Source organism: Streptomyces sp. CB01249 (assembly GCF_001905735.1).
Classification (GTDB): Bacteria; Actinomycetota; Actinomycetes; order Streptomycetales; family Streptomycetaceae; genus Streptomyces.
On the sequence record NZ_LISW01000001.1, the window covers coordinates 1,413,410 to 1,438,826 of the forward strand.

The window sequence follows — 25,417 nt, forward strand, 5'->3', positions numbered from 1 at the left end:
CTCTCATACCTCTGGAGGTACCCCCATGTCCCGACGCGACGGCGACGTCCTTCCCCTGACCGCGGCCCAACGGGAGATCTGGCTCGCCGAGCAGAGCTCGCCTACACCGATCCCCGGCTACCGCGTCGGTGAGTTCCTGGAGATCCACGGGCCGGTCGACCCGGAGCTGTTCGAAACCGCCCTGCGCCGGGTGGTGGACGAAGTCGATGCCCTCCACGTCACCTTCACCGACGAGGGCGAAGGCCCGCGCCAGACCCTCCGCGCGGCCTGGGACTGGGCACCGGTGCACCTCGACCTCGAGGCGGAGCCGGACCCCCGGGCGGCGGCCCGCGCATGGATGGAGCACGACCTCGCCCGCCCGCTCGACCTCTCCCGCGATCCGCTGTTCGGCCACGCGCTGATCCGGCTGTCGCCCACGGAACACCTCTGGTACCTGAACTACCACCACCTGGTCCTGGACGCGATCAGCGCCTCGATGGTCAGGCAGCGGGTCGGCGAGGTGTACTCGGCGCTGGCCGACGGCGCCGCCGTCCCGCCCACCCCGTTCGGCACGCTGCGGGACCTGATCGACAGCGACGCCGCGTACCGCGCCTCCGACGCCTTCACGGCGGACCGCGCCTACTGGAACGAGCGCTTCACCGACCTGCCCGCCCCCACCCGGCTCACCGACACCTCCACGGCCGACCCGCACCAGGTCCTGCGGGTGGCCGAGGAGCGGGAGCTGCGTGACGCGGAGGCGCTGCGGGCGGCGGCGGCCAAGGCCGGGGTCAGGTGGTCCCGGGTCGTGATCGCGGCGACCGCGCTCTACGCCCACCGGCTGAGCGGCGCCCGCGACGTGGTCCTCGCCCTGCCCGTCACCGCCCGCCGGGGCTCCGGCCGCGACCTGATGTCCGTGCCCGGGACGATGTCCAACGTGGTGCCGCTGCGGCTGACCGTGCGGCCGGACATGCCCTGGGGCGAACTCGTGGCCCAGGTGGCGCGCGAGGTCGAGGCCGCCGTCGCACACGAGCGGTACCGCAGCGAGGACCTGCTGCGCGACCTCGGCACACCCGGCGGCATCGGCACGGCGTTCCCGCTGATCGTCAACATCATGGCCTTCAACGCCAGGCCCGCCTTCGCCGGACACCCCGCGTCCGTGCACCACTTCGTGTCCGGCTCGACCACCGACCTGGCCGTCTGGCTGTTCGACTACCGGGACGGCAACCCCCCGCTGCTCAGGCTGCACGGCGCGCCGGACGCGTACGGCGACGACGACCTCGCCGCGCACCAGCAGCGGCTGCTCACCCTGCTCGACGCCGTCGCGGACCTCGACCCGGACGAGCCGGTGGGCGGGGTCGACCTGCTCACGGCGGATGAGCACCGCGAGAGCGAGGCGCTGGGGACCGGGCCGGTGGTCCCGGGCGGCACCGAGACGCTGCCGGAACTGTTCCGGGAGCAGGCGCGCAGCGCTCCGGACGCCACGGCCCTCGTGTGCGGCGATGTCTCTTTGTCGTACGCGGAGTTGGACGCGCGCACGAATCGGCTGGCGCGTGCGCTGGTGGCGCGGGGTGCGGGTCCGGAGCGGCTGGTCGCGGTGGCGTTGCCGAGGTCGGCCGACCTGGTGGTGGCGATTCTCGCGGTGCTGAAGTCCGGCGCGGCGTATGTGCCGGTGGACCCCGAGTATCCGGCCGCTCGGATCGCGTACCTCCTGGACGACGCCCGGCCCGTGCTGACGGTGACCGATACGCGTACCGGGCAGAGGCTGCCGGGCGACACGGGCGACCGGCTGGTGCTGGACGATCCGGAGACGGCGGCGGAGGTCGCATGCCGCCCCGCCACCGATCCGATGGTGGAGGTCGAGGCCGGCAGCCCCGCCTACGTCATCTACACCTCGGGATCCACCGGCCGTCCCAAGGGCGTCGTCGCCACCCACGGCAGCCTGGCGGACCTGCTCACCGACCACCAACATCGCCTTTTCGCACCGCTGTTGAAGGATCGGCAGCGGCTGCGCGTGGCGCTCACCACCTCGGTGTCCTTCGACGCCTCCTGGAACCAGCTGATGGCCCCCTTCGCGGGCCACGAGCTGCACGTCCTGGATTACGCGACCTGGACCGACCCGGAGGCATGCGTCGCCTACGCGGCGGACCGTGGGCTGGACTACGTCGAGGCCACCCCTTCGTACCTCCAAGACCTCGTATCGCACGGCCTGTTGAGCGATGAGCGACACAGCCCCACGCTGGTCGGCGCCGGTGGCGAGGCCGTCCCGCAGCACCTGTGGGAGCGGTTGCGGGCGGCCGACGGCACGCGCTGCGTCAACCTGTACGGACCCTCCGAGTGCACGGTCAACTCGGTGACCGCTGTCGTGGCGTCGAGCCCGCGCCCGGTCATCGGCCGGCCTGTCAGCAACGCCCGGCTGTATGTACTCGACGGCGCGCTCCGGCCGGTCCCTGGTGGTCTGGCGGGCGAGCTGTACATCGCGGGTACGGGGTTGGCGCGCGGCTACCTGAACCGGCCGGGTCTCACGGCCGGGCGGTTCGTGGCGGACCCGTACGGCCCCGAAGGCACACGCATGTACCGCACGGGTGACCGGGTCCGCCGGAACGCCGAAGGCGACCTCGAGTTCCTGGGGCGTACGGACGACCAGGTGAAGGTGCGCGGCTTCCGCATCGAACCCGGAGAGATCGAGGCCGTCCTCGCGGACCACGAGGACATCGCGCGCACGGCCGTCACCGTGCGCACCGACGACGAGCCCCGCCTCGTCGCCTACGTCGTGCCCGCCGCCGGACGGGACATCCAGCCGGACGCACTGCGCACCCGGCTCCGCGACCGGCTGCCCGCCTACATGGTGCCGTCGGCGGTCGTGGTCCTGGACGCCCTGCCGCTGACCCCGAACGGCAAGCTGGACCGGAGCGCCCTCCCGGCCCCCGGGCACCGGCCCACCGCGCCGGGCCGCGCCCCGCGCAGCGCGGTCGAACACCTGCTCGTCGGGCTGTTCGCCGAGGTGCTGGGCGCCCCCGAAGTCGGCCTGGACGAGAGCTTCTTCGACCTCGGCGGGCACTCCCTGCTCGGCACCCGCCTCATCGCCCGCGCCCGGTCCGTACTCGGCGTGGAGATGCGGCTCAGCGACCTCTTCGACGCGCCGACGGTGGCCCGGCTGGCGGCCAGGGTGGACGCGGCGGGCCAGGCCCGCCCGGCGCTGGTCCGGCGCGAGCGGCCCGAGACCGTGCCGCTGTCCTTCGCGCAGCGCCGACTCTGGTTCCTGCACCGCATGGAGGGCCCGAGTGCCACGTACAACATCCCACTCGCCCTGCGGCTGACCGGGAACCTGGACGAGCGCGCCCTCGAAACGGCCCTGGCGGACGTGGTCGAACGCCACGAGAGCCTGCGCACCGTCTTCCCGGCCGTCGCCGGTGTGCCGTGCCAGCGGGTCCTGGACGCCGACGCGGCACGGCCCCGGCTGCGCGTGACGGAGACCGCCGAACGCGAACTGCCCGACCTGCTGGCCGAGGCGGCACGGCAGGGCTTCGAGCTCTCCGGCGAACCGCCCCTGCGCGCCGAGCTGTTCCGGCTCACCGAGGAGGAACACGTACTCCTGCTCGTCGTCCACCACATCGCCGGTGACGGCTGGTCGACGGGGCCGCTCGCACAGGACCTGGCGACCGCCTACGCGGCCCGGAGCGAGGACGCGAAGCCGCAGTGGTCGCCGCTGCCGGTCCAGTACGCGGACTACGCCCTGTGGCAGCGCGAACTGCTGGGCAACGGCGGCGACCCGGACAGCCTGCTGGGCGGTCAGCTCGCCCACTGGCGCGAACGGCTCGCGGGCCTGCCCGACCAGATCGAGCTGCCCTTCGACCGGCCCCGGCCCGAGGCGATGTCCTACCGGGGCGCCCAGCTGCCGGTGCGCGTCGACGCGGAGCTGCACGAGGGCCTGCGCGCCCTCGCCCGCGACGGTGGCGCCAGCCTCTTCATGGTCCTCCAGGCCGGACTGGCCGCGCTGCTCGGCAAGCTGGGCGCGGGCACCGACGTCCCGATCGGCACGCCCGTCGCGGGGCGCACCGACGAGGCCCTGGACGACCTGGTGGGCTTCTTCGTCAACACCCTGGTGCTGCGCACCGACCTGTCCGGCGACCCGACGTTCACTGAACTCCTCACCCGGGTGCGCTCCGAGGCGCTGGCCGCCTACGCCCACCAGGACGTGCCGTTCGAGCACCTGGTCGAGGCGCTGAACCCGGCGCGGACCCTCGCACACCACCCCCTGTTCCAGACGATGCTCACCCTGCAGAACGCGCCGTCCGGCACCTTCGACCTGCCGCGCCTGCGCGTCACCTCCGACCTGGTCCCCACCGGCACCGCCAAGTGCGACCTGACCTTCGTGCTCGCCGAACAGCCCGGCGGGGGAGGCCTGTCGGGCGTGGTGGAGTACAGCACGGACCTGTTCGACGCGGCCACCGTCACCTCCGTCGTCGAGCGCTGGCTGCGGCTGCTGCGCGCCGTCGCCGCCGACCCCGGACGGCGCATCGGCCAGGTGGACGTGCTGTCGGACGACGAACTGCGGGCCCTGCTGCCGGCCGGGGAGGCCGTGGAACCGCCGCAGCACAGCCTGCCCGTGCTGTTCGAGCGGCAGGTGCGGGCCGATCCGGACGCCCTCGCCGTCACGGACGGCGCGACCACACTCACGTACGGCGGTCTGAACGCCCGGGCCAACCGGCTGGCGCACGCCCTGATCGAACGGGGCGTTGGGCCGGAGCAGCTGGTGGCGCTGGCGCTCCCGCGCTCGGCGGACCTGGTCGTGGCGGTGCTCGCGGTGCTCAAGGCGGGTGCCGCGTATGTGCCGGTGGACCCGGAGTACCCGGCCGCCCGGATCAGCTACCTGCTCCAGGACACCCGGCCCTCCCTGATCCTGACCACCAGTCAGGTCGACCTGGAAGGCGCGGACCGGCTGCTGCTGGACACCGCCGACCTGGACGGGCTGCCCGACACCGACCCGGGCGTCGCCGTCGATCCGGCCCACGCCGCCTACGTCATCCACACCTCCGGCTCCACCGGCAACCCCAAGGGCGTCGTCATTCCGCACCGCAACGTGGTGCGCCTCTTCGACACCACGCGCGAGCGGTTCGCCTTCGGCGCCGACGACGTGTGGACGCTCTTCCACTCCTACGCCTTCGACTTCTCGGTCTGGGAGCTGTGGGGACCCCTGCTGCACGGCGGCCGCCTGGTCGTCGTGGACCACGAGACCAGCCGCTCGCCCGGCCGCTTCCTCGACCTGCTCGCCCGCGAACGGGTGACGGTGCTCAACCAGACGCCGTCCGCCTTCCACCAGCTGATGCAGGCCGACGCGGAGGACCCGGACACCGGCGGCCGGCTCGCCCTGCGCACGGTGGTCTTCGGCGGCGAGGCACTGGAGCACGCCCGGCTGGCCAGCTGGTACGAGCGCCACCCGGAGGACGCGCCGCGCCTGGTCAACATGTACGGCATCACCGAGACCACGGTGCACGTCACCCACGCGGAGCTCGGCCGGACCGCCACCACCCCCGGTGACATCGGCACCGCCCTCCCCGACCTCCGCGCGTACGTCCTCGACGCGGGCCTGCGCCCGGTCGCCCCGGGCGTCCCCGGCGAGCTGTACGTCGCGGGTCCCGGCCTGGCACGCGGCTACCTGAACCGGCCCGGCCTCACCGCAGGGCGCTTCGTGGCCGACCCGTACGGACCTGCGGGCTCACGCATGTACCGCAGCGGTGACGTGGTGCGCCGCGCCGCGGACGGCACCCTGCGCTACGTCGGCCGCGCCGACCAGCAGGTGAAGGTGCGCGGCTTCCGCATCGAGCTCGGCGAGATCGAAGCGGCCCTGGCTACCCACCCGGACATCGCACAGGTCGCCGTCCTCGCTCGGCAGGACCGGGCCGACGACACCCGGCTCGCCGCCTACCTCGTACCGGCCGCCGGTACCGCCCCGCAGCCCGCCGCCCTGCGCGCGTACCTGCGCGAGCGCCTGCCGGAGCACATGGTGCCCTCCGCGTTCGTCACGCTGGACGCCCTGCCCCTGACCGTCAACGGCAAGCTCGACCACCGCGCCCTGCCCGCCCCCGGCCCCGCCCCGGCGACCGCATCCCGCGCACCGCGCACCGCCCGGGAGCAGATCCTCTGCGAGCTGTTCGCGGAGGTGCTGGGCGCCCCGGCGGCCGGTGTGGACGACGGCTTCTTCGACCTCGGCGGGCACTCCCTGCTCGCCACCCGCCTCGCCGCCCGGATCCGCGCGACGCTCGGCGTGGAGATGCCGCTGCGCACGCTGTTCGAGGCGCCGACCCCGGCCGCCCTGGCCGCGGCCCTGGGCGCCGCAGGCCCGGCGCAGACCGCCCTGGCGCGCCGCGAGCGCCCCGCGACGATCCCGCTGTCGTTCGCGCAACGCCGGCTGTGGTTCCTGCACCAGCTGGAGGGTGCGGGTGCGAACTACCACATCTCCCTCGCCTGGCGGCTCTCCGGCGACCTGGACCGGCGGGCCCTGGAGGCCGCCGTCGCGGACGTGGTCGAACGCCACGAAAGCCTGCGCACCGTGTTCCCCGCGGTGGACGGCGTCCCCCACCAACGGGTGCTGGACATGGACGAGGTCCGCCCCGGCCTGCCCGTGCACGAGACCACCGAGGCCGGGCTGCCCGCCCTGATGGCGGCGGCCCGGGACCGGCGCTTCGACCTGGCCACCGACCTGCCGCTGCGCGCCGAGCTGTTCGCCGTCGCACCGGACGACCACGTCCTCCACCTGGTCCTCCACCACATCGCGGGCGACGGCTGGTCGCTGAGCCCCCTCGCGCAGGGCCTGACCGAGGCCTACGCGGCACGCGTCCGGGGCGAGGCCCCGCAGTGGGCGCCGCTTCCCGTCCAGTACGCCGACTACACCCTGTGGCAGCACGAACTGCTCGGCGACTCCGCCGACCGGGACAGCCTGCTCGCCGCCCAGGCCGACTACTGGACCCGGCAGCTCACCGGGCTCCCGGAGCTGATCGAGTTGCCCGCCGACCGCCCCCGCCCGGCGGTCGCCTCCCACCGGGGCGGCTCCGTGCGCGCCGGTCTCGACCCCGAGCTGCACCGGGGGCTCAGCGAGCTCGCCCGCGCCCACGGGACGAGCCTCTTCATGGTGCTCCAGGCCGGGCTCGCCGCCTTGCTGACCAAGCTGGGGGCGGGCGACGACATCCCCGTAGGCAGCCCGGTCGCCGGCCGGACCGACCAGGCGCAGGACGAGCTGGTCGGCTACTTCGTCAACACCCTGGTCTTCCGCACCGACACCTCGGGCGACCCGACGTTCGCCGAACTGCTGGACCGGGTCCGGGACACCTCGCTCGCCGGGTACGCCCACCAGGATGTGCCGTTCGAATACCTGGTCGAGGTCCTGAACCCGTCCCGGTCCCTCGCGCACCACCCCCTGTTCCAGGTCATGCTGGTCCTCCAGAACGCGCCCCGGGCCGACTTCGCACCGCCCGGGCTGCGCGTCGAGGACGTGGCGTCCGCGTCGGGCACGGCCAAGCTGGACCTGATCTTCACGATGGCCGAGCGGCACACGGAGGACGGCACCCCGGACGGGCTCCACGGGACCGTCGAATACGCCGTCGACCTCTACGACCCGGCCACCGTCGAGACGATGCTCGCCCGCTGGGAGCGCCTGCTCCGCATCGCGGTCGCCGACCCCGGGCAGCGGCTCAGCGGGCTCGACCTGCTGACGGCCCGGGAGCACGACGCGCTCACGGCGCTGGGCACCGGGCCGGTGGTCCCGGGCGGCACCGAAACCCTGCCGGAGCTGTTCCGCGAGCAGGTGCGGAAGGTCCCGGACCTGACCGCCCTCGTGTGCGGTGAGGTGTCGTTGTCGTACGCGGAGCTGGACGCGCGGGCGAACCGGTTGGCCCATGAGCTGAGGGCGCGGGGTGCGGGTCCGGAGCGGTTGGTCGCGGTGGCCTTGCCGAGGTCGGCCGACCTGGTGGTGGCGATTCTCGCGGTGCTGAAGTCCGGCGCGGCGTATGTGCCGGTCGATCCGGAGTATCCGGCCGCTCGGATCGCGTACCTCCTGGACGACGCCCGACCCGTGCTCACGGTGACCGATACGCGTACCGGGCAGAACCTTCCGGGAGACACGGGCGGCCGACTGGTCCTCGACGACCCGGAGACCTCCGCACGGATCGACAGGTGCCCCGCCACCGATCCGGTGGTGCCGATCGACCCGGCCCAGCCGGTCTACGTCATCTACACCTCCGGGTCCACCGGCCGTCCCAAGGGCGCCGTCGTGACGCACACCGGCCTGGTCAACCTGTACGCCCACCAGGGCTCGCTGGTGTCTCCGGCGGGGGAGCGGCTGCGCGTCGGACTCACCACGTCCGTGTCGTTCGACGCCTCCTTGGACCAGCTGTTCGCCGTGTTCGCCGGGCATGAGCTGCACGTCCTGGACGACGCGACGTGGACCGACCCGCGTGCCTTCCTCGACTACGCGGCGCGCTGCGGCCTGGACTACGTGGAGGCGACGCCTTCCTACCTCGCAGTGCTGGTCGAGCAAGGTCTGCTGGACGGTTCCGGGCCTCGTCCGTCGCTGGTCGCGGCCGGGGGTGAGCCCGTCCCGCAGCAGCTCTGGGAACGGATGCGGGCCGCCGAGGGGACGGTGTGCCTCAACCTGTACGGGCCCTCCGAGTGCACGGTCAACTCGGCTACGGCAGAAGTGACGTCGAGCCCCCGCCCGATCATCGGCGGGCCTGTCGGCAACGCCCGGCTGCATGTACTGGACGGCGCGTTGCGCCCGGTCCCGAGCGGCGTGACGGGCGAGCTGTACATCGCCGGTACGGGGTTGGCGCGCGGCTACCTCAACCGGCCGGGCCTCACGGCCGGGCGTTTCGTCGCCGATCCGTACGGCCCCGGAGGTACGCGCATGTACCGCACGGGTGACCTGGTGCGCTGGAACACCGAGGGCAGCCTCGAATTCCTGGGCCGCACGGACGACCAGGTGAAGGTACGCGGCTTCCGCATCGAGCCCGGAGAGATCGAGGCCGTCCTCGCGGAGCGCCAGGACATCGCACGTACCGCCGTGGTCGTCAGGCAGGGCGGCACACAGGGCCCCAGGCTCGTGGCGTACGTGCAACCCACCGCCGGGACCGCGCCGCAGACCGAGGAGCTGCGGGCGCACCTGCGCGAGCGGCTGCCGGAGTACATGGTGCCGTCCGCGTTCGTGCTGCTCGACGCGCTGCCGCTGACGCCCAACGGCAAGCTGGACCGGCGCGCCCTGCCCGAGCCCGACGCCGCCACGACGGGCGGGCGGGCGCCGCGTACACCCGAGGAACACGTGCTGGCCGGGTTGTTCGCCGAGGTGCTCGGCGTGCCCCGGGTCGGGGCCGACGACGACTTCTTCGCCCTCGGCGGGCACTCCTTGCTCGCCACCCGGCTCGTCGCCCGCGTCCGTACGACGCTGGGCGTGGAGCTGGCCCTGCCCGCCCTCTTCCGCACACCGACCGTGGCCGGACTGGCCGCAGGCCTGAGCACCGCGGGCCGGGCCAGGCCCGCCCTCGTACGGGCGGAGCGGCCCGAGCGGGTGCCGCTGTCCTCCGCGCAGCGCCGCCTGTGGTTCCTGCGCCAGTTGGAGGGCGCCGCATCCGTCTACAACATGCCCCTCGCCTGGCGGCTCACCGGTCCGCTGGACCCCGCCGCCCTCGAAGCGGCGCTCGGCGACCTCGTCGACCGGCACGAAACCCTGCGTACCGTCTTCCCGGCGCAGGACGGGGTGCCGTACCAGCACGTCGTGGCCACCGGAGAGGCACACCCGGACCTGGTGGTGACCCCGGCAGATGAGCGCAACCTGACGGAACTGCTGACGGCCGCTGCCGCGCGAGGCTTCGACCTCGCCGCCGAACCGCCGCTGCGCGCCGAGGTGTTCGAGGTCGCCGAGGACGAACACGTACTGCTCCTGGTGATGCACCACATCGCCGGAGACGGCTGGTCGCTCGGACCGCTGGCCGCCGACCTGGCGACCGCGTACGCGGCACGCCTCCGTGGCGAGGCTCCGGAGTGGTTGCCGCTTCCGGTCCAGTACGCCGACTACACGCTCTGGCAGCACACACTGCTGGGCGACCCGTCCGACGCGGACAGCCTGCTCGCCCGGCAGACCGACTACTGGACGCGGACGCTCGCGGGCCTGCCCGAGCAGATCCGGCTCCCCGCCGACCGCCCCCGCCCCGCAGCCCCTTCCAGCTCCGGCGGCCGGCTCGCGATCGAGCTGGACGCGGAACTCCACGCCGGACTGGTCCGGCTCGGCCGCGAGCACGGCGCCAGCGTGTACATGGTGCTCCAGGCCGCCCTGGCCTCCCTGCTCGACAAACTGGGGGCGGGCCAGGACATCCCGGTCGGCAGCCTCATCGCCGGCCGCACCGACCAGGCCCTCGACGACCTCATCGGGTTCTTCGTCAACACGCTGGTCCTCCGCACCGACACCTCGGGCGACCCCACCTTCGCCGAACTCCTGGGCCGTGTCCGGGAGAACGCGCTCGGCGCGTACGCCCACCAGGACCTGCCGTTCGAGCAGGTCGTGGAGGCGCTGAACCCGTCCCGGTCGCTCACCCGGCAGCCGCTGTTCCAGGTGCTGCTGGCCCTCCAGAACGTGCCGCGCACCGATTTCGCCCTGGGGGGTCTCGCCACCGAACCCGTCCTGGTGGGGACGCCGACGACCATGTTCGACCTCGGCTTCCACCTGCTGGAGCGCGGCGGCCCCGGTGCGTCCGAGGGCATCGTCGGGCGCGTCGAGTACAGCACCGACCTGTTCGACCCCGCCACCGTGGAGACGCTGGTCGCCCGCTGGCTGCGGCTTCTCGCGGCGGTCGTCGCTGCGCCGGGGCTGCCGCTGAGCCGGATCGACGTCCTCACCGCCGACGAACGCCACGAGCTGCTGACCACCCGCAACGACACGGCCCGCCCCGCCGCCGACACCACCCTGCCCGCCCTCTTCGAGGAGCGGGTCCGGGCCACCCCGGACGCCCCAGCCGTGGTCTTCGAGGACACCGTGCTGTCGTACGCGGAACTGAACCGCCGCGCCAACCTCCTCGCCCATGCCCTGATCGCCCGTGGAGTGGGCCCCGAGCAGGTCGTCGCCCTCCGGCTGCCGCGCTCCGCCGAGCTGGTCGTCGCGATCCTCGCGGTGCTCAAGACCGGCGCGGCGTACCTGCCGGTGGACCCGGACTACCCGGCTGCCCGCATCGCGTACATGGTGGAGGACGCCCGCCCGGCCGTGGTGCTCGACGACCTCGCCTCCGTGACGCCGTCCGGCACGCTGCCGGAGCACGACCCCGGCGTGCGCGCGGACCCCCGCCACCCCGCCTACGTCATCTACACCTCCGGCTCCACCGGCCGCCCCAAGGCCGTGGTCATGCCCGCCGCCGCACTGCTCAACCTGCTGGCCTGGCACCATCGGGCCGTCGGCGGCGAACCCGGCACGCGCACCGCGCAGTTCACCGCGATCGGCTTCGACGTCTCCGTGCAGGAGATGCTGTCCGCGCTGCTGTACGGCAAGACCCTGGTGGTCCCCACCGAGGAGCAACGGCGCAGCGCCGAACTGTTCGCCCACTGGCTGGACCGCCACCGGGTCGAGGAACTGTTCGCGCCGAACCTGGTGGTCGAGGCGCTGGCCGAGGCCGCCGAGGAGGCCGGTCTCGACCTGCCGCACCTGCGCCTCGTCGCCCAGGCCGGAGAGGCGATGCGCCTGGGCGGTGCCGTACGCCGCTTCGCCGCCCGGCCCGGCCGGGTGCTGCACAACCACTACGGCCCCGCCGAGACCCACGTCATCACCGCCTACGCGCTCCCGGCCGACCCCGCCGACTGCCCGCAGCCCGTTCCGATCGGCCGCCCCGTCGACAACTGCCGGGTGTACGTTCTGGACGAGGCCCTGCGACCGGTCGCCCCCGGTGTCCTGGGCGAGCTGTACCTCGCCGGCACCGGGCTCGCCCGGGGCTACCTCGGCCGACCGGGGCTGACTGCCGGACGCTTCGTCGCCGACCCCCATGGCCCGGCCGGCGCGCGCATGTACCGCACCGGCGACCTGGTGCGCTGGGGAGCCCACGGCGAACTGGAATTCGCCGGCCGGGTCGACCACCAGGTCAAGGTGCGCGGCTTCCGCATCGAGCCCGGCGAGATCGAGGCCGAGCTCACCGCGCACCCGGGCGTCTCCCAGGTCGCGGTGCTCGCCCGGGAGGACCGGATCGTCGCCTACGTGGTCCCGTCGGCCCCGGCCGCGGCGACCCCGGCCGCGCTCGCCGCGTACCTGGGCGAGCGGGTGCCGGACTACCTGGTGCCGTCCGCGTTCGTGCTGCTCGACGCGTTGCCGCTGACGCCGAACGGGAAGCTGGACCGGGGCGCGCTGCCCGCGCCCGACGCCGTGTCCACGGGGGGCGGCCGGGCGCCGCGCACCCCGCAGGAGCAGATCCTGTGCGAGCTGTTCGCCGACGTCCTGGGCCTCGCCCGGGTCGGGGCCGACGACGACTTCTTCGCTCTCGGCGGGCACTCCCTGCTCGCCACCCGCCTCGTCTCGCGGGTCCGGGCGGCCCTTGGGATCGAACTGGAGCTGCGCGCCCTGTTCCGGACCCCGACCCCGGCCGGCCTGGCGGCAGGGCTGCGGGACGCCGGCGCCGCGCGCCGCGCACTCGTGCCCCGGCCCCGGCGCGAGATGCTGCCGCTGTCGTTCGCCCAGCGCCGCCTCTGGTTCCTCCAGCAGTTCGGGGCGCCGAGCGCCACCTATCACATGCCGCTGGCCCTGCGGCTCTCCGGAGACCTGGACCGGGACGCGCTCGGCGCCGCCCTGGCCGACGTGATGACCCGGCACGAGACCCTGCGCACGGTGTTCCCGCACACGGGCGGCATCCCGCACCAGCGCGTACTGGACACCGCCGAAGCGGGCGTCCCGCTCACCGTGCGCCCGGCCGGTGAGTCCGAGGTGCCCGCACTGCTGAGGGACGCGGCCGTGCGCGGCTTCGACCTGACCACCGAAATCCCGCTGCGCGCCGAGCTGTTCACGGTCGCGCCGGACGAGCACGTGCTGCTCCTCGTCATGCACCACATCGTCGGCGACGGCTGGTCGATGGGCCCGCTCGCCCGCGACCTGGCCACCGCCTACACCACCCGGCGGGGCGGCGGGGCACCCGAGTGGCCGCCGCTGCCGGTGACGTACGCCGACTACACCCTGTGGCAGCACGAGATCCTCGGCGACGAGAACGACGCCGACAGCCTCTTCTCGCGCCAAGTCGCCTACTGGCAGCGGACACTGGAGGGCCTGCCGGAACAGCTGCAACTCCCCGCCGACCGGCCGCGCCCGGCCGTCATGTCGTACGCCGGTGATCTGCTGGAACTCCGCATCGGCGCCGAACTGCACGCCAAGCTGGCGGAGTTGGCGCGCCGGTCCGGAGCGACCCTCTTCATGGTGTTGCAGGCGGGTCTGGCGGCGTTGTACACGCGGTTGGGTGCGGGGACGGATATCGCGATCGGGAGTCCGATCGCGGGGCGTACGGATGAGGCGCTGGACGATCTCGTCGGGTTCTTCGTGAACACGTTGGTGTTGCGGACGGACACGAGTGGTGATCCGAGCTTCGGTGAGCTGCTGGGCCGGGTGCGGGAGACCGCGCTGTCGGCGTATGCCCATCAGGATGTGCCGTTCGAGCATCTGGTGGAGGCGCTGAACCCGTCCCGGTCCCTGTCCCACCACCCCCTCTTCCAGACCGGTCTGGTCGTGCAGAACGCGCCGGGCAACACCTTCGACCTGCCGGGCCTTCAGGTCTCCGCACTGCCCGTGCTCACCGGCACCGCGCGGCTCGACCTGACCTTCGGGTTCGCGGAGGAGTACGGCCCCGACGGCGAGCCGGCCGGCCTCAGCGGTGCCGTCGAGTACAGCACCGACCTGTTCGACCGCGCGACGGTCGAGGCGCTGGCCGCCAGGTGGACCAGGCTGCTGGCCGAGGCCGTGGAAGCGCCGGAGTGCCCGATCGGCGCCATCGATCTGCTGTCCGCCGAGGAGCGCGTCGAGCTGATGCCCGCCGTGGCGGACGAGGTGGCCGGAGCGAGCCTGCCGGAGCTGTTCGCGGCGCGGGTGACGGCGACGCCGGACGCGGTCGCGCTCGTCTGCGGTGGCGAGAGGCTGACGTATCGTCAACTCCGTTGCCGTGCGAACCGGTTCGCTCATGCGTTGATCGCGCGTGGGCTGGGTCCGGAGCGGGTGGTGGCGGTGGCTCTGCCGAGGTCGGTGGAGTCGGTGGTTGCCGTGCTGGGTGTGTTGAAGGCGGGTGCGGCGTATCTGCCGGTGGACTCGGCGTACCCCGAGGCCCGGATCGCGTACATGCTCGATGACGCCGGTCCGGCGTTGGTGGTCGATGACCCGGCGATGGTGTCGGAGGGCGACTGGCCGGAGACGGACCCGCAGGTCGCGCTCGACGTGCGGCACCCGGCGTACGTCATCTACACCTCCGGCTCGACCGGCCGCCCCAAGGGCGTTGTCGTGAGCCATGCCGGTGTGTCGCGCCTGGCGGCGGTGCAGGCCGACCGGCTCGGCGTGGCGGCGGGGAGCCGAGTGCTTCAGTTCGCCTCGCCCAGCTTCGACGCGTCCTTCTGGGACCTGTGCAGTGCGCTGCTGACGGGCGCCGCGCTCGTCCTCGCCCCCGCAGACACCCCACTGGACGCCCTGACGGACCCCGGGCTCGCCGTCACCCATGTGACGCTGCCGCCCTCCGCCCTCGCGGCCCTGGGCGACGCCGAACTCACGGCCTCCACCCTGGTGGTGGCGGGGGAGGCGTGCTCGCCGGAGCTGGTCGAGCGGTGGGCGCCCGGACGCCGGATGATCAACGCGTACGGTCCGACCGAGACCACCGTCTGCGCGACCATGAGCGACCCGCTGGCCCCCGGGACCGGTGTGCCGCCGATCGGCCGCCCGGTCGCAGGCTTCCGCATTTACGTACTGGACGAGCGGCTGCGCGCCGTCCCGCCGGGCGTGACCGGTGAGTTGTACGTTGCCGGGCCCGGCCTGGCGCGCGGCTACCTGGGCCGCCCGGGCCTGACGGCGGGACGCTTCACGGCCTGCCCGTTCGGTCCGGCGGGCGCGCGGATGTACCGCACCGGAGACCTGGTCCGGCGCCGCGCCGACGGCGAGCTGGAGTACGTCGGCCGCGCCGACCAGCAGGTGAAGGTGCGCGGCTTCCGCATCGAGCCGGGCGAGGTCGAGGCCGCGCTCGCCGCGCACCCCGGTGTCGCCCAGGCCGCCGTCGTGGCCCGGGAGGACCGGCTCGTCGGCTACGTGGTGCCGCGTCCCGCTGCGGCCGTACGCCCCGCGGAGCTGGCCGCCCACCTGCGTGAACGGCTGCCGGACTACCTGGTGCCGTCCGCGTTCGTGCTGCTCGACGGGCTCCCGCTGACGCCGAACGGGAAGCTGGACCGGGGCGCGCTGCCCGCGCCCGAGGCCGCCTCCACCGAGGGCGGCCGGGCGCCGCGTACCCCGCAGGAGCAGATCCTCGCCGAACTGTTCGCCGAGGTCCTCGACGTCCCACGGGTCTCCGTGGACGACGACTTCTTCGACCTGGGCGGGCACTCCCTGCTCGCCACCAGGCTGGTCGCCCGGGTGCGCACGGTGCTCGGGGCGGAGCTCGGGCTGCGCGCCCTCTTCCGGACGCCCACCGTGGCCGGTCTGGCCGGGGCCCTCGCGGCGGCCGGCGGAGTGCGCCCGGCGCTCACCGCGTACGAGCGGCCCGACGCGGTGCCGCTGTCCTTCGCCCAGCGCCGCCTGTGGTTCCTGCACCGCATGGACGCCACCGCCGCCACGTACCACATCCCGCTGGCGCTGCAGCTGACCGGAACGCTCGACCGGGACGCGCTGGACCAGGCGCTGGCCGATGTGGTGGCCCGGCACGAGAGTCTGCGGACGGTGTTCCAGGAGGTCGACGGCGTACCCTGCCAGCGCCTGCTGGAACCGGCCGCCGTCCGGCTCCGGGCGCGCCCGGCCGACGTCCCGGCGGACGAGCTGCCGCACCTGCTCGCCGAGTCCGCCCGGCAGCCCTTCGACCTGTCGGCCGAACCGCCGCTGCGGGCCAATCTGTTCGCGGTCGCGCCCGACGAGCACGTGCTGCTCCTCGTCATGCACCACATCGCCGCCGACGGCTGGTCCACCGGGCCGCTGGCCCGCGACCTCGCCGAGGCGTACGCGGCACGCTGCGAAGGCCGGACGGCGGAGCGGCCGGAACTGCCGGTCCAGTACGCCGACTACACCCTCTGGCAGCGCGACCTGCTCGGCGACGCGGCCGACCCGGAGAGCCGCTTCGCCGAACAACTCGACTACTGGAAGCGGCAACTGGCCGATCTGCCGGAACTGCTCCCGCTGCCCACCGACCGACCCCGCCCGGCCGTCGCCGGCTGGCAGGGTGACCACATCGGCCTGGAACTCGACGCCGAACTGCACCAAGCCCTGGCCCAGTTGGCCCGGCAGACCGGGACCAGCCTGTTCATGGTGTTGCAGGCGGGTCTGGCGGCGTTGTACACGCGGTTGGGTGCGGGGACGGATATCGCGATCGGGAGTCCGATCGCGGGGCGTACGGATGAGGCGCTGGACGATCTGGTCGGGTTCTTCGTGAACACGTTGGTGTTGCGGACGGACACGAGTGGCGATCCCGGTTTCGGTGAGCTGCTGGGGCGGGTGCGGGAGACCGCGCTGTCGGCCTACGCCCATCAGGATGTGCCGTTCGAGCATCTGGTGGAGGCGCTGAACCCGTCCCGGTCCCTGTCCCACCACCCCCTCTTCCAGACCATCCTGGCCGTGCAGAACGCCCCGACCGGCCGGTTCTCGCTGCCCGGCCTGGACGTCACCACCTACGCGGTCGCGACCGGCACCGCGAAGTTCGACCTCGGCGTCAGCATGGTCGAGCAGTTCGGCCCGGACGGCACCCCGGCCGGGATCGTCGGCGCCGTCGAGTACGCCACCGACCTCTTCGACCGCACGACGGTCGAGGCGCTGGTCCGCCGCTGGACGCTCCTGCTGAAGGCCGTCACCGCCGACCCGGAACAGCCGATCGGCGGAATCGATCTCCTCGACGCCGACGAATGGCACCGGCTGCTGGAACGGGACAACGCGACCGCCCGTGACGTCGGCGCGGTCCCGCTGCCCAGGGCCTTCGCGGCCCAGGTGGCGAAGACGCCGGACGCGGTCGCGCTCGTGTGTGGCGACGACAAACTGACGTATCGACAACTCGACATCCGTGCGAACCGGTTCGCTCATGCGTTGATCGCGCGTGGGGTGGGTCCGGAGCGGGTGGTGGCGGTGGCTCTGCCGAGGTCGGTGGAGTCGGTGGTCGCGGTGCTGGGTGTGCTGAAGGCCGGTGCGGCCTATCTGCCGGTCGACCCGGCCTACCCCGAGGCCCGGATCGCGTACATGCTCGATGACGCCGGTCCGGCGTTGGTGGTCGATGACCCGGCGATGGTGTCGGAGGGCGGCTGGCCGGAGACGGACCCGCAGGTCGCGCTCGATGTGCGGCATCCGGCGTATGTCATCTACACCTCCGGCTCGACCGGCCGCCCCAAGGGTGTCATCGTCGGACACGGAGGCGTGGCGAGTCTGGTCGCCGGGCAGATTGAGCGCTTCGCGGTCGCACCCGACAGCCGGGTCCTTCAGTTCGCCTCGCCCAGTTTCGACGCCTCGGTGTCGGAGATCTGCACCGCCCTGCTCAGCGGCGCCGCCCTCGTGCTGCCCCCGGCCGCCGGGCCCGTCGCCGCACTCACCGACCCGGGCCTCGGCATCACCCATGTCACGGTGCCGCCGTCCGTCCTCGCCGCAGTGCCGGACGGGGCCGTGACCGCGTCGACGCTGGTCGTGGCAGGCGAGGCATGCCCGCCCGAGCTGGTGGCGCGGTGGGCGCCCGGACGCCGGATGATCAACGCGTACGGCCCGACCGAGACCACGGTGTGCGCGACCATGAGCGACCCGCTGGCCCCCGGGACCGGTGTGCCGCCGATCGGCCGGCCCATCGCCAATGCCCGGGTGTACGTGCTGGACGGCCGGCTGCGGCCGGTGCCGCCCGGCGTCACCGGCGAGCTGTACGTGGCCGGCGCGGGCCTCGCCCGGGGATACCTCAACCGGCCCGGGCTGACGGCGGGCAGGTTCGTCGCCTGCCCGTACGCGCCCGGGGAGCGCATGTACCGCACCGGTGACCTGGTCCGGCGGCTGGGCGACGGACAGTTGGAGTACGTCGGCCGCGCCGACCAGCAGGTGAAGGTGCGCGGCTTCCGCGTCGAGCCCGGCGAGATCGAGGCCGCGCTCGCCGGGCACCCCGCCGTCGCGCAATCCGCCGTCCTCGCCCAGGACGACCGGCTCGTCGGCTACGTCGTCCCGCAGCAGGACACGGCCCGGGACAGCGGCCTCGAAGCGGACCAGGTGGGGGAGTGGCAGGACATCTACGACGCCCTGCCCATCACCCCCGGCTCCGCGCCCTTCGGTGACAACTTCGTCGGCTGGAACAGCAGTTACGACGCGCAACCCATCCCCGAGGAGCAGATGCGGGAATGGCGGGACGCCACCGTGGCCCGCATCCTCGGCCTCGAACCCCGCCGGGTGCTCGAAGTCGGCGTCGGCACGGGCCTGTTGCTCTCCCAGGTCGCACCCCACTGCGCGTCCTACTGGGCGACCGACTTCTCCGCCACCGCCATCGACGCGCTGACCGCCCAGGTCGCCCGCGAGAAGCGGCTCACCGGGCGGGTGGTGCTCCAGACCCGTCCGGCGCACGACACCGACGGGCTGCCGGGCGGCGCGTTCGACACCATCGTCATCAACTCGGTGGTGCAGTACTTCCCGTCCGCCGACTACCTCGCCGACGTCATCGCCAAGCTCATGGGGCTGCTCGCCCCCGGTGGCGCGCTGTTCATCGGAGACGTACGCAATCTGCGCCTGCTGCGCCCGTTCGCGACCGCCGTCCAGCTGCACCGCACGGCCGAGGACGCCGACCCCGCCGCCGTACGCCGTGCGGTGGAGCAGGCGGTCAGGGTGGAGAAGGAACTCCTGGTCGACCCGGACTTCTTCACCGCCCTGCGGGAGCACGGCGCGGACATCGGCGCGGTGGCCGTCGAGATCAAGCGCGGCCGCCACCACAACGAGCTGAGCCGCTACCGCTACGACGTCACCCTGCACAAGGCACCGGTGGCCCCGGAGTGCGCGACCCCGGCCGCCGACCTGGTCTGGGGACGGGACATCGCAGGGCCGGACGCCCTGCGCCACCTGCTCGCCGAGCCGCCGACCGGCGCACTGCGGATCACCGGAGTCCCCAACGGCCGCGTCGTCCGGGAATCCGCCCTCGCCCGGGCCCTGCACGAGGAGGACGGCGCTCTCGCGGAGCTGCTGGAACGCCTGCACGCCCCGGAGCAGGAGCACCGCCTCCCCGACCCGGAGGACTTCCACGCCCTCGGCCGGGAGCACGGTCGCACGGTGTCCGTCACCTGGTCGGCCACCTCGGACGACGCCCTGGACGTGGTGTTCGGCGACCCGCGTACGCCCCACGGCTCCCCGGTCGAGTACCGCCCGGCCGGGCCCGCCGGCCGGGCGCTGTCCTCGCTGACCAACCGCCCCACCGGCAGCCGGAGCACCGGCGCCCTCCTCGGCGAACTCCGCGACTGGCTGCGCGAACGGCTCCCCGACTACCTGGTCCCGTCGGCGTTCGTGGCGCTGGACGCCCTGCCGCTGACCGCCAGCGGGAAGCTGGACCGGCGCGCCCTGCCCGCGCCCGACCTCGGCCCCGCCGCGGGCGGACGGGCACCCCGCACCCCGCAGGAGCAGCTGCTGACGGAGCTGTACGCCGAGGTGCTGGGACTCGCCCAGGTCGGCGTGGACGACAGCTTCTTCGACCTCGGCGGGCACTCGCTGCTCGCGACCCGACTGGCCTCCCGGGTCCGGGCGACCCTCGGCGCGGAGCTGGAGGTCCGCACCCTCTTCGAGACCCCGACCCCGGCCGGTCTGGCGGCCCGCCTCGACGGGTCCGGAGCGGCTCGCCCCGCGCTGACCGCCCGACCGCGCCCGGAGCGCGTGGAGCTGTCCTTCGCCCAGCGCCGCCTGTGGTTCCTGCACCGGATGGACGGGCCGAGCGCCACGTACAACATGCCGCTCGCGCTCAGCCTCGACGGCAGCCTCGACCGGCACGCGCTGCACGCCGCGCTGGGGGACGTCATCGCCCGGCACGAGAGCCTGCGCACGGTGTTCCGCGAAACCGACGGCACCCCGCACCAGGTCGTACTGCCCCCGGCCGAGGCGCGCCCCGCGCTGCGCGTGGTGGACCTGGACGAGAGCGCGTTGCCCGGACGCCTGGCAGAGGCGGCCCAGCGCGGCTTCGACCTGGCGGCGGAGCCCCCGGTCCGGGCCGAGCTGTTCGCGCTCGCCCCCGACCGGCACGTGCTGCTCGTCGTGGTGCACCACATCGCCGCCGACGGCTGGTCCATGGGCCCGCTCTCCGCCGACCTCGCGACCGCGTACGGCGCCCGGTGCCGCGCCGAGGAACCGGCCTGGTCCCCGCTGCCCGTGCAGTACGCCGACTACACCCGCTGGCAGCGCGACCTGCTCGGCGACGCGGGCGACCCGGACAGCCTGTTCGCCCGGCAGCTCGCCTACTGGCGGGACGAGCTCGCGGGCATCCCGCAGCAGCTCCAGCTCCCCTCCGACCGGCCCCGGCCGCCCGTCGCCTCGCAGCGCGGGGACCGGGTCGTCGTCCGGCTCGACCCCGAGCTGCACCAGGCCCTGCGCGACCTCGCCACCGAACGCGGCGCCAGCATGTTCATGGTGCTCCAGGCCGGACTCGCCGCCCTGCTCACCCGGCTCGGCGCCGGTACGGACATCCCCATCGGCAGCCCGATCGCCGGCCGCACCGATCAGGCGCTGGACGAACTCGTCGGCTTCTTCGTCAACACGCTCGTCCTGCGCACCGACACCGGCGGCGACCCCGGATTCGCCGAACTCCTCGGCCGCGTCCGGCAGAAGGCCCTCACCGCCTACGACCACCAGGACGTGCCGTTCGAATACCTGGTGGAGGTGGCCAACCCGGTGCGGTCCCTGGCCCACCACCCGCTCTTCCAGGTCATGCTGGCCCTCCAGAACGCCCCGCTGGGCGACTTCGCACTGCCCGGCCTGGAAACGGGCCACCTGGAGGCACCGACCGGGACCTCCCGCGTCGACCTCACCTTCAGCCTCGCCGAGCAGTTCCGCCCGGACGGCGGCGCCGACGGACTCGTCGGCGCGGTGGAGTACGCCACCGACCTGTTCGACGCCGCCACCGTGGAGCTGCTGTTCGAGCGCTGGGCCCGGCTGCTGTGGGCGGCCGTCGCCGAACCGGACCGGCCGGTCAGCCGGATCGACCTCATGTCCGCCGACGAACGCCACCGGCTGCTCCACGCGTTCAACGACACCGCTGCGGAACTGCCCCCGGACGCGCTGCCCGCGCTGTTCGCCCGCCAGGTGCGCGCCACCCCGGACGCCGTCGCCGTCGTGGCGGACGGCACCGAGCTGACGTACGCGGAACTCGACCGGCGCGCCGATACCCTGGCCCGGGCCCTGATCCGCCAGGGCGTCCGGCCCGAGACACCGGTCGCGGTCATGCTGGACCGCTCGGCCGAGCTGGTCGTGGCGCTCCTGGCCGTCATCAAGGCGGGCGGCGCCTACGTCCCGCTCGACCCGCGCTTCCCGGCCTCCCGCATCGACCTGATCCTGCGGGAGAGCGGCGCCGCCCTCGTCCTCACCCGGGAGGTCCTGGCCGCGCTGGAGGGATCCGGGCGCCATGAACCGGACGCCATCGAAGTCCCGTGCGAACCAGGGCAGTTGGCGTACATCATGTACACCTCCGGCTCGACCGGGCGGCCGAAGGGTGTGGCCGTCACCCACCGGGACGTGGTGGGCCTCGCGCTCAGCCCGGAGTGGCGCGGCGGCGGACACGAACGGGTGCTGATGCACTCCCCGACCGCTTTCGACCTCTCCACGTACGAACTCTGGGTGCCGCTGCTCAGCGGCGGCCGGATCGTCGTCGCACCGCCCGGACAGCTCGACCTCGACCTGCTCCAGCACACCGTTGCCACGCACGGCGTGACCGGACTCTGGCTGACCGCCGGTCTTTTCCGGCTCGTCGCCGAGGAACGCCCCCGGCTCCTCGCCGGAGTGCGCGAGGTGTGGACCGGCGGCGACGTGGTCTCCCCGGCCGCCGTCGCCCGGGTGCTCGCCGCCTGCCCCGGCATCGAGGTCGTCAACGGCTACGGACCCACCGAGGCCACCACCCTCGCCACCCGCCACCAGGTGCGCGGCCTCCCCGAGAACGCGGCGACCGTGCCGATCGGCGGACCCATGGCCAACATGCGCGCCTACGTGCTGGACGACCGCCTCCGCCCGCTGCCCGCCGGCCTCGTCGGCGAGCTCTACCTCGCCGGTACGGGGGTGGCGCGCGGCTACCTCGGACGGCCCGGCCTCACCGCGGAACGCTTCACCGCCGACCCGTACGGGCCCGCCGGGAGCCGCATGTACCGCACCGGCGACCTCGCGGCGTGGCGCCCCGACGGCACGCTGGACTTCGCCGGGCGCGTCGACCACCAGGTCAAGCTGCGCGGCCAGCGCATCGAGCCCGGCGAGGTCGAAGCCGTCCTCGCGGGCTGCCCCGGCGTCGCCCAGGCGGCCGTCGTCGCCCGCGAGGACCGGCCCGGGGACAAGCGCCTCGTCGCCTACCTCGTGCCCGCGCCCGACGCCGTGCCGGAGACCGCCGAGCTGTCCGGCCGGCTGCGCCGCGAGCTGCCCGACTTCATGGTCCCGGCCGCCTACGTCACCGTGGACGCGCTGCCGCTGACCGCCAACGGCAAGCTGGACCGGGCCGCCCTGCCCGCCCCGGACTACGGCGTGTCGGGGGTGGGGCGCGGGCCCCGGACCCCGCAGGAGCAGCTGCTGTGCGGGCTCTTCGCCGAAGTGCTGGGACGCGAGCAGGTGGGCATCGACGACGGCTTCTTCGACCTCGGCGGACACTCGCTGCTGGCCGCCCGGCTCGCCGCACGCGTCCGCGAGACCCTGGGCCTCGACCTGGGACTGCGGATGCTGTTCGAGGCGCCGACCGTCGCCGGGCTCACGGAACGCCTCGCCATGAACAACCCGGACGACGCGCTGGACGTACTCCTCCCACTGCGTTCCACCGGGACGGAGACCCCGCTGTTCTGCGTCCACCCCGGCGGCGGCATCAGCTGGTCGTACAGCGGCCTGCTCAACCACATCGGCCCGCAGCACCCGGTCTACGCCCTCCAGGCACGCGGCCTCGGACGCCCCGAGCCGCTGCCGGAGTCGTACGAGGAGATGGCGGCCGACTACGCCGACCACATCCAGAAGATCCAGCCGCAGGGACCGTACCTGCTGCTCGGCTGGTCCGCGGGCGGACTGATCGCCCACGCACTCGCCTGCGAGCTGCGGGCGCGCGGCGAACGGACCGCCCTCCTGGCCGTCCTCGACGCCTACCCGGTGAAGGACGTCCGGTTCGAGGACGAACCCGTGCCCACCGTGCGGGATGTGCTCGTCGGCGTGCTCGACGTCGACCCGGCCGAACTCGGCGACCGCGACATCACCTACGCGGAGGTCGCCGAGGTGCTGAACCGGCGCGGCAGCGCCCTCGCCGGGCTCAACGAACGGCAGGTCGAGGTCATCGTTGACATCATGATCAACAACGCGAAGCTGGCGGTGGACTTCGTCCCCGCCAGCCACGACGGCGACCTGCTGCTGTTCAACTCCACGATCGACCGGGCCCAGGACGACGCCGGACCGGACGTCTGGCGCCCGTACCTCACGGGCCGGATCGAATCCCACGAGATCACCACCCGGCACGACCAGATGACCCGGGCCGGTTCGCTGGCCCAGATCGGACCGGTCCTGGCCGCCAGGATCGCCGAGGTCACCGGTGACGCCGGTGACATCAATCTCACCCCTCAGGAGGACTGACCCATGACCAACCCCTTCGACGACCAGGACGGCACCTTCCTCGTCCTCGTCAACGACGAGAACCAGCACTCGCTCTGGCCGCAGTTCGCCGACGTCCCCGCGGGCTGGACCGTCGCCCACGGCCCGGACACGCACGCCGCCTGCCTGGACCACATCGAGCGGACCTGGACCGACATGCGGCCCAAGAGCCTCGCCGACGCCATGGACGCCCAGCGGTAACGCGGCCGACATGACCTCCACCCCCACCCCGGCCGGGGTCCGCGACCTCGCGGGCCCCGCCCCGGTCCGCGACCTCGGCGCCGCCCTGCTCACCCCCGAGGCCCGGCGCGACCCCTACCCGCTCTACGCCCGGATGCGGCGCGAGGACCCGGTCCACCGCAGCCCCCAGGGCGTCTGGTACCTCACCCGGTACGCCGACGTCGAGGCGGCGCTCGGCGACCTGCGGCTCTCCAACGACCGGGACAGGATGACCCGGGCCTACACCGCGCTCGGCGGCGACCTCAAGGAGTTCAGCCGGCTCACCGACCGGCTCGGCCGGGTGATGAGCAACACCGACCCGCCGGACCACGCCCGGCTCCGCAAGCTCGCCAACCGGGCGTTCACCGCCCGCCGCGTCGAGGCGCTGCGCGACCGCGTCCAGCACCTCGTGGACCGGCTCATCGACGCGGCGGTCGCAGCCGGGCCGGAGATGGAGCTGATCGAGGCGGTCGCCTCCCCGCTGCCCATGTCCGTCGTCTGCGAGCTCTTCGGCATCCCCGAGGCGGACCGGCCCCGGGTCAAGGACTGGTTCCGCCGCTTCGGCCGGCTCAGCGAGGACCTGGCCAAGTCCGAGACCGCGATCGACCAGTACGAGGACTACCTGTCCGGGCTCATCCGGCAGCGCCGACGCGAACCGGGCGACGACCTGATCAGCGCCCTGGTCGCCACCCAGACGCACGACGACCGGCTCACCGACTCCGAACTGCTCTCCACCTGCTTCGTCCTCATCACCGCGGGCGACGAGACCACCACCCACCTCATCACCAACGCCGTGCACGCCCTGCTGCGCCACCCGGACCAGCTGGCCCGGCTGCGCGAGGACCCCGGGCTCATGCGCGGCGCCGTCGAGGAGCTGACCCGCTACGACACCGTGACCCAGGCGATCGTCAGGGTCGTCGCGCAGGACCTGGAGATCGGCGGACGGATCCTCTGCGAGGGCGAGTTGGTGTACCTCTTCCTCGGCGCCACCAACCGCGACCCGGAACGCTTCGAGGACCCCGACCGGCTCGACCTGACCCGCCCCGGCAACCGGCACCTCGGCTTCGGGCACGGGCCCCACTTCTGCCTCGGCGGCCCGCTCGCCCGGCTCCAGACGGAGGTGGCCGTCGGCACGCTGGTGCGCCGGCTGCCGGGGCTGCGGCCGGCCGACGGGGCGGAGTTGTCCTGGCGGCCCAACCCGCTGCAACGACGGCTCAACGCCCTCCCGCTCACCTACTGACC

Annotated in this window: 3 protein-coding genes; all 3 read left to right on the forward strand. The window is 73.7% G+C overall.

Annotated elements, in window-relative coordinates:
• The first annotated feature begins 25 nt into the window (after nucleotides 1-25).
• The 3 genes from AMK18_RS06030 to AMK18_RS06040 are packed head-to-tail and all read left to right on the forward strand — an operon-like array spanning nucleotide 26 to nucleotide 25,415.
• Nucleotides 26-23,938, forward strand: a complete 23,913-nt coding sequence (locus AMK18_RS06030) for a non-ribosomal peptide synthetase (RefSeq protein WP_073861922.1) — start codon at nucleotides 26-28, stop codon at nucleotides 23,936-23,938.
• A 3-nt stretch (nucleotides 23,939-23,941) separates the two neighbouring features.
• Nucleotides 23,942-24,157: an MbtH family protein gene (locus AMK18_RS06035; protein WP_073861923.1), complete on the forward strand. Its 216-nt coding sequence runs from the start codon at nucleotides 23,942-23,944 to the stop codon at nucleotides 24,155-24,157.
• Between the two features lie 10 nt (nucleotides 24,158-24,167).
• Nucleotides 24,168-25,415 carry a cytochrome P450 gene (locus tag AMK18_RS06040; protein WP_073861924.1) on the forward strand — a complete coding sequence of 416 codons (1,248 nt, stop codon included), beginning with the start codon at nucleotides 24,168-24,170 and terminating at the stop codon, nucleotides 25,413-25,415.
• Nucleotides 25,416-25,417 lie beyond the last annotated feature (2 nt).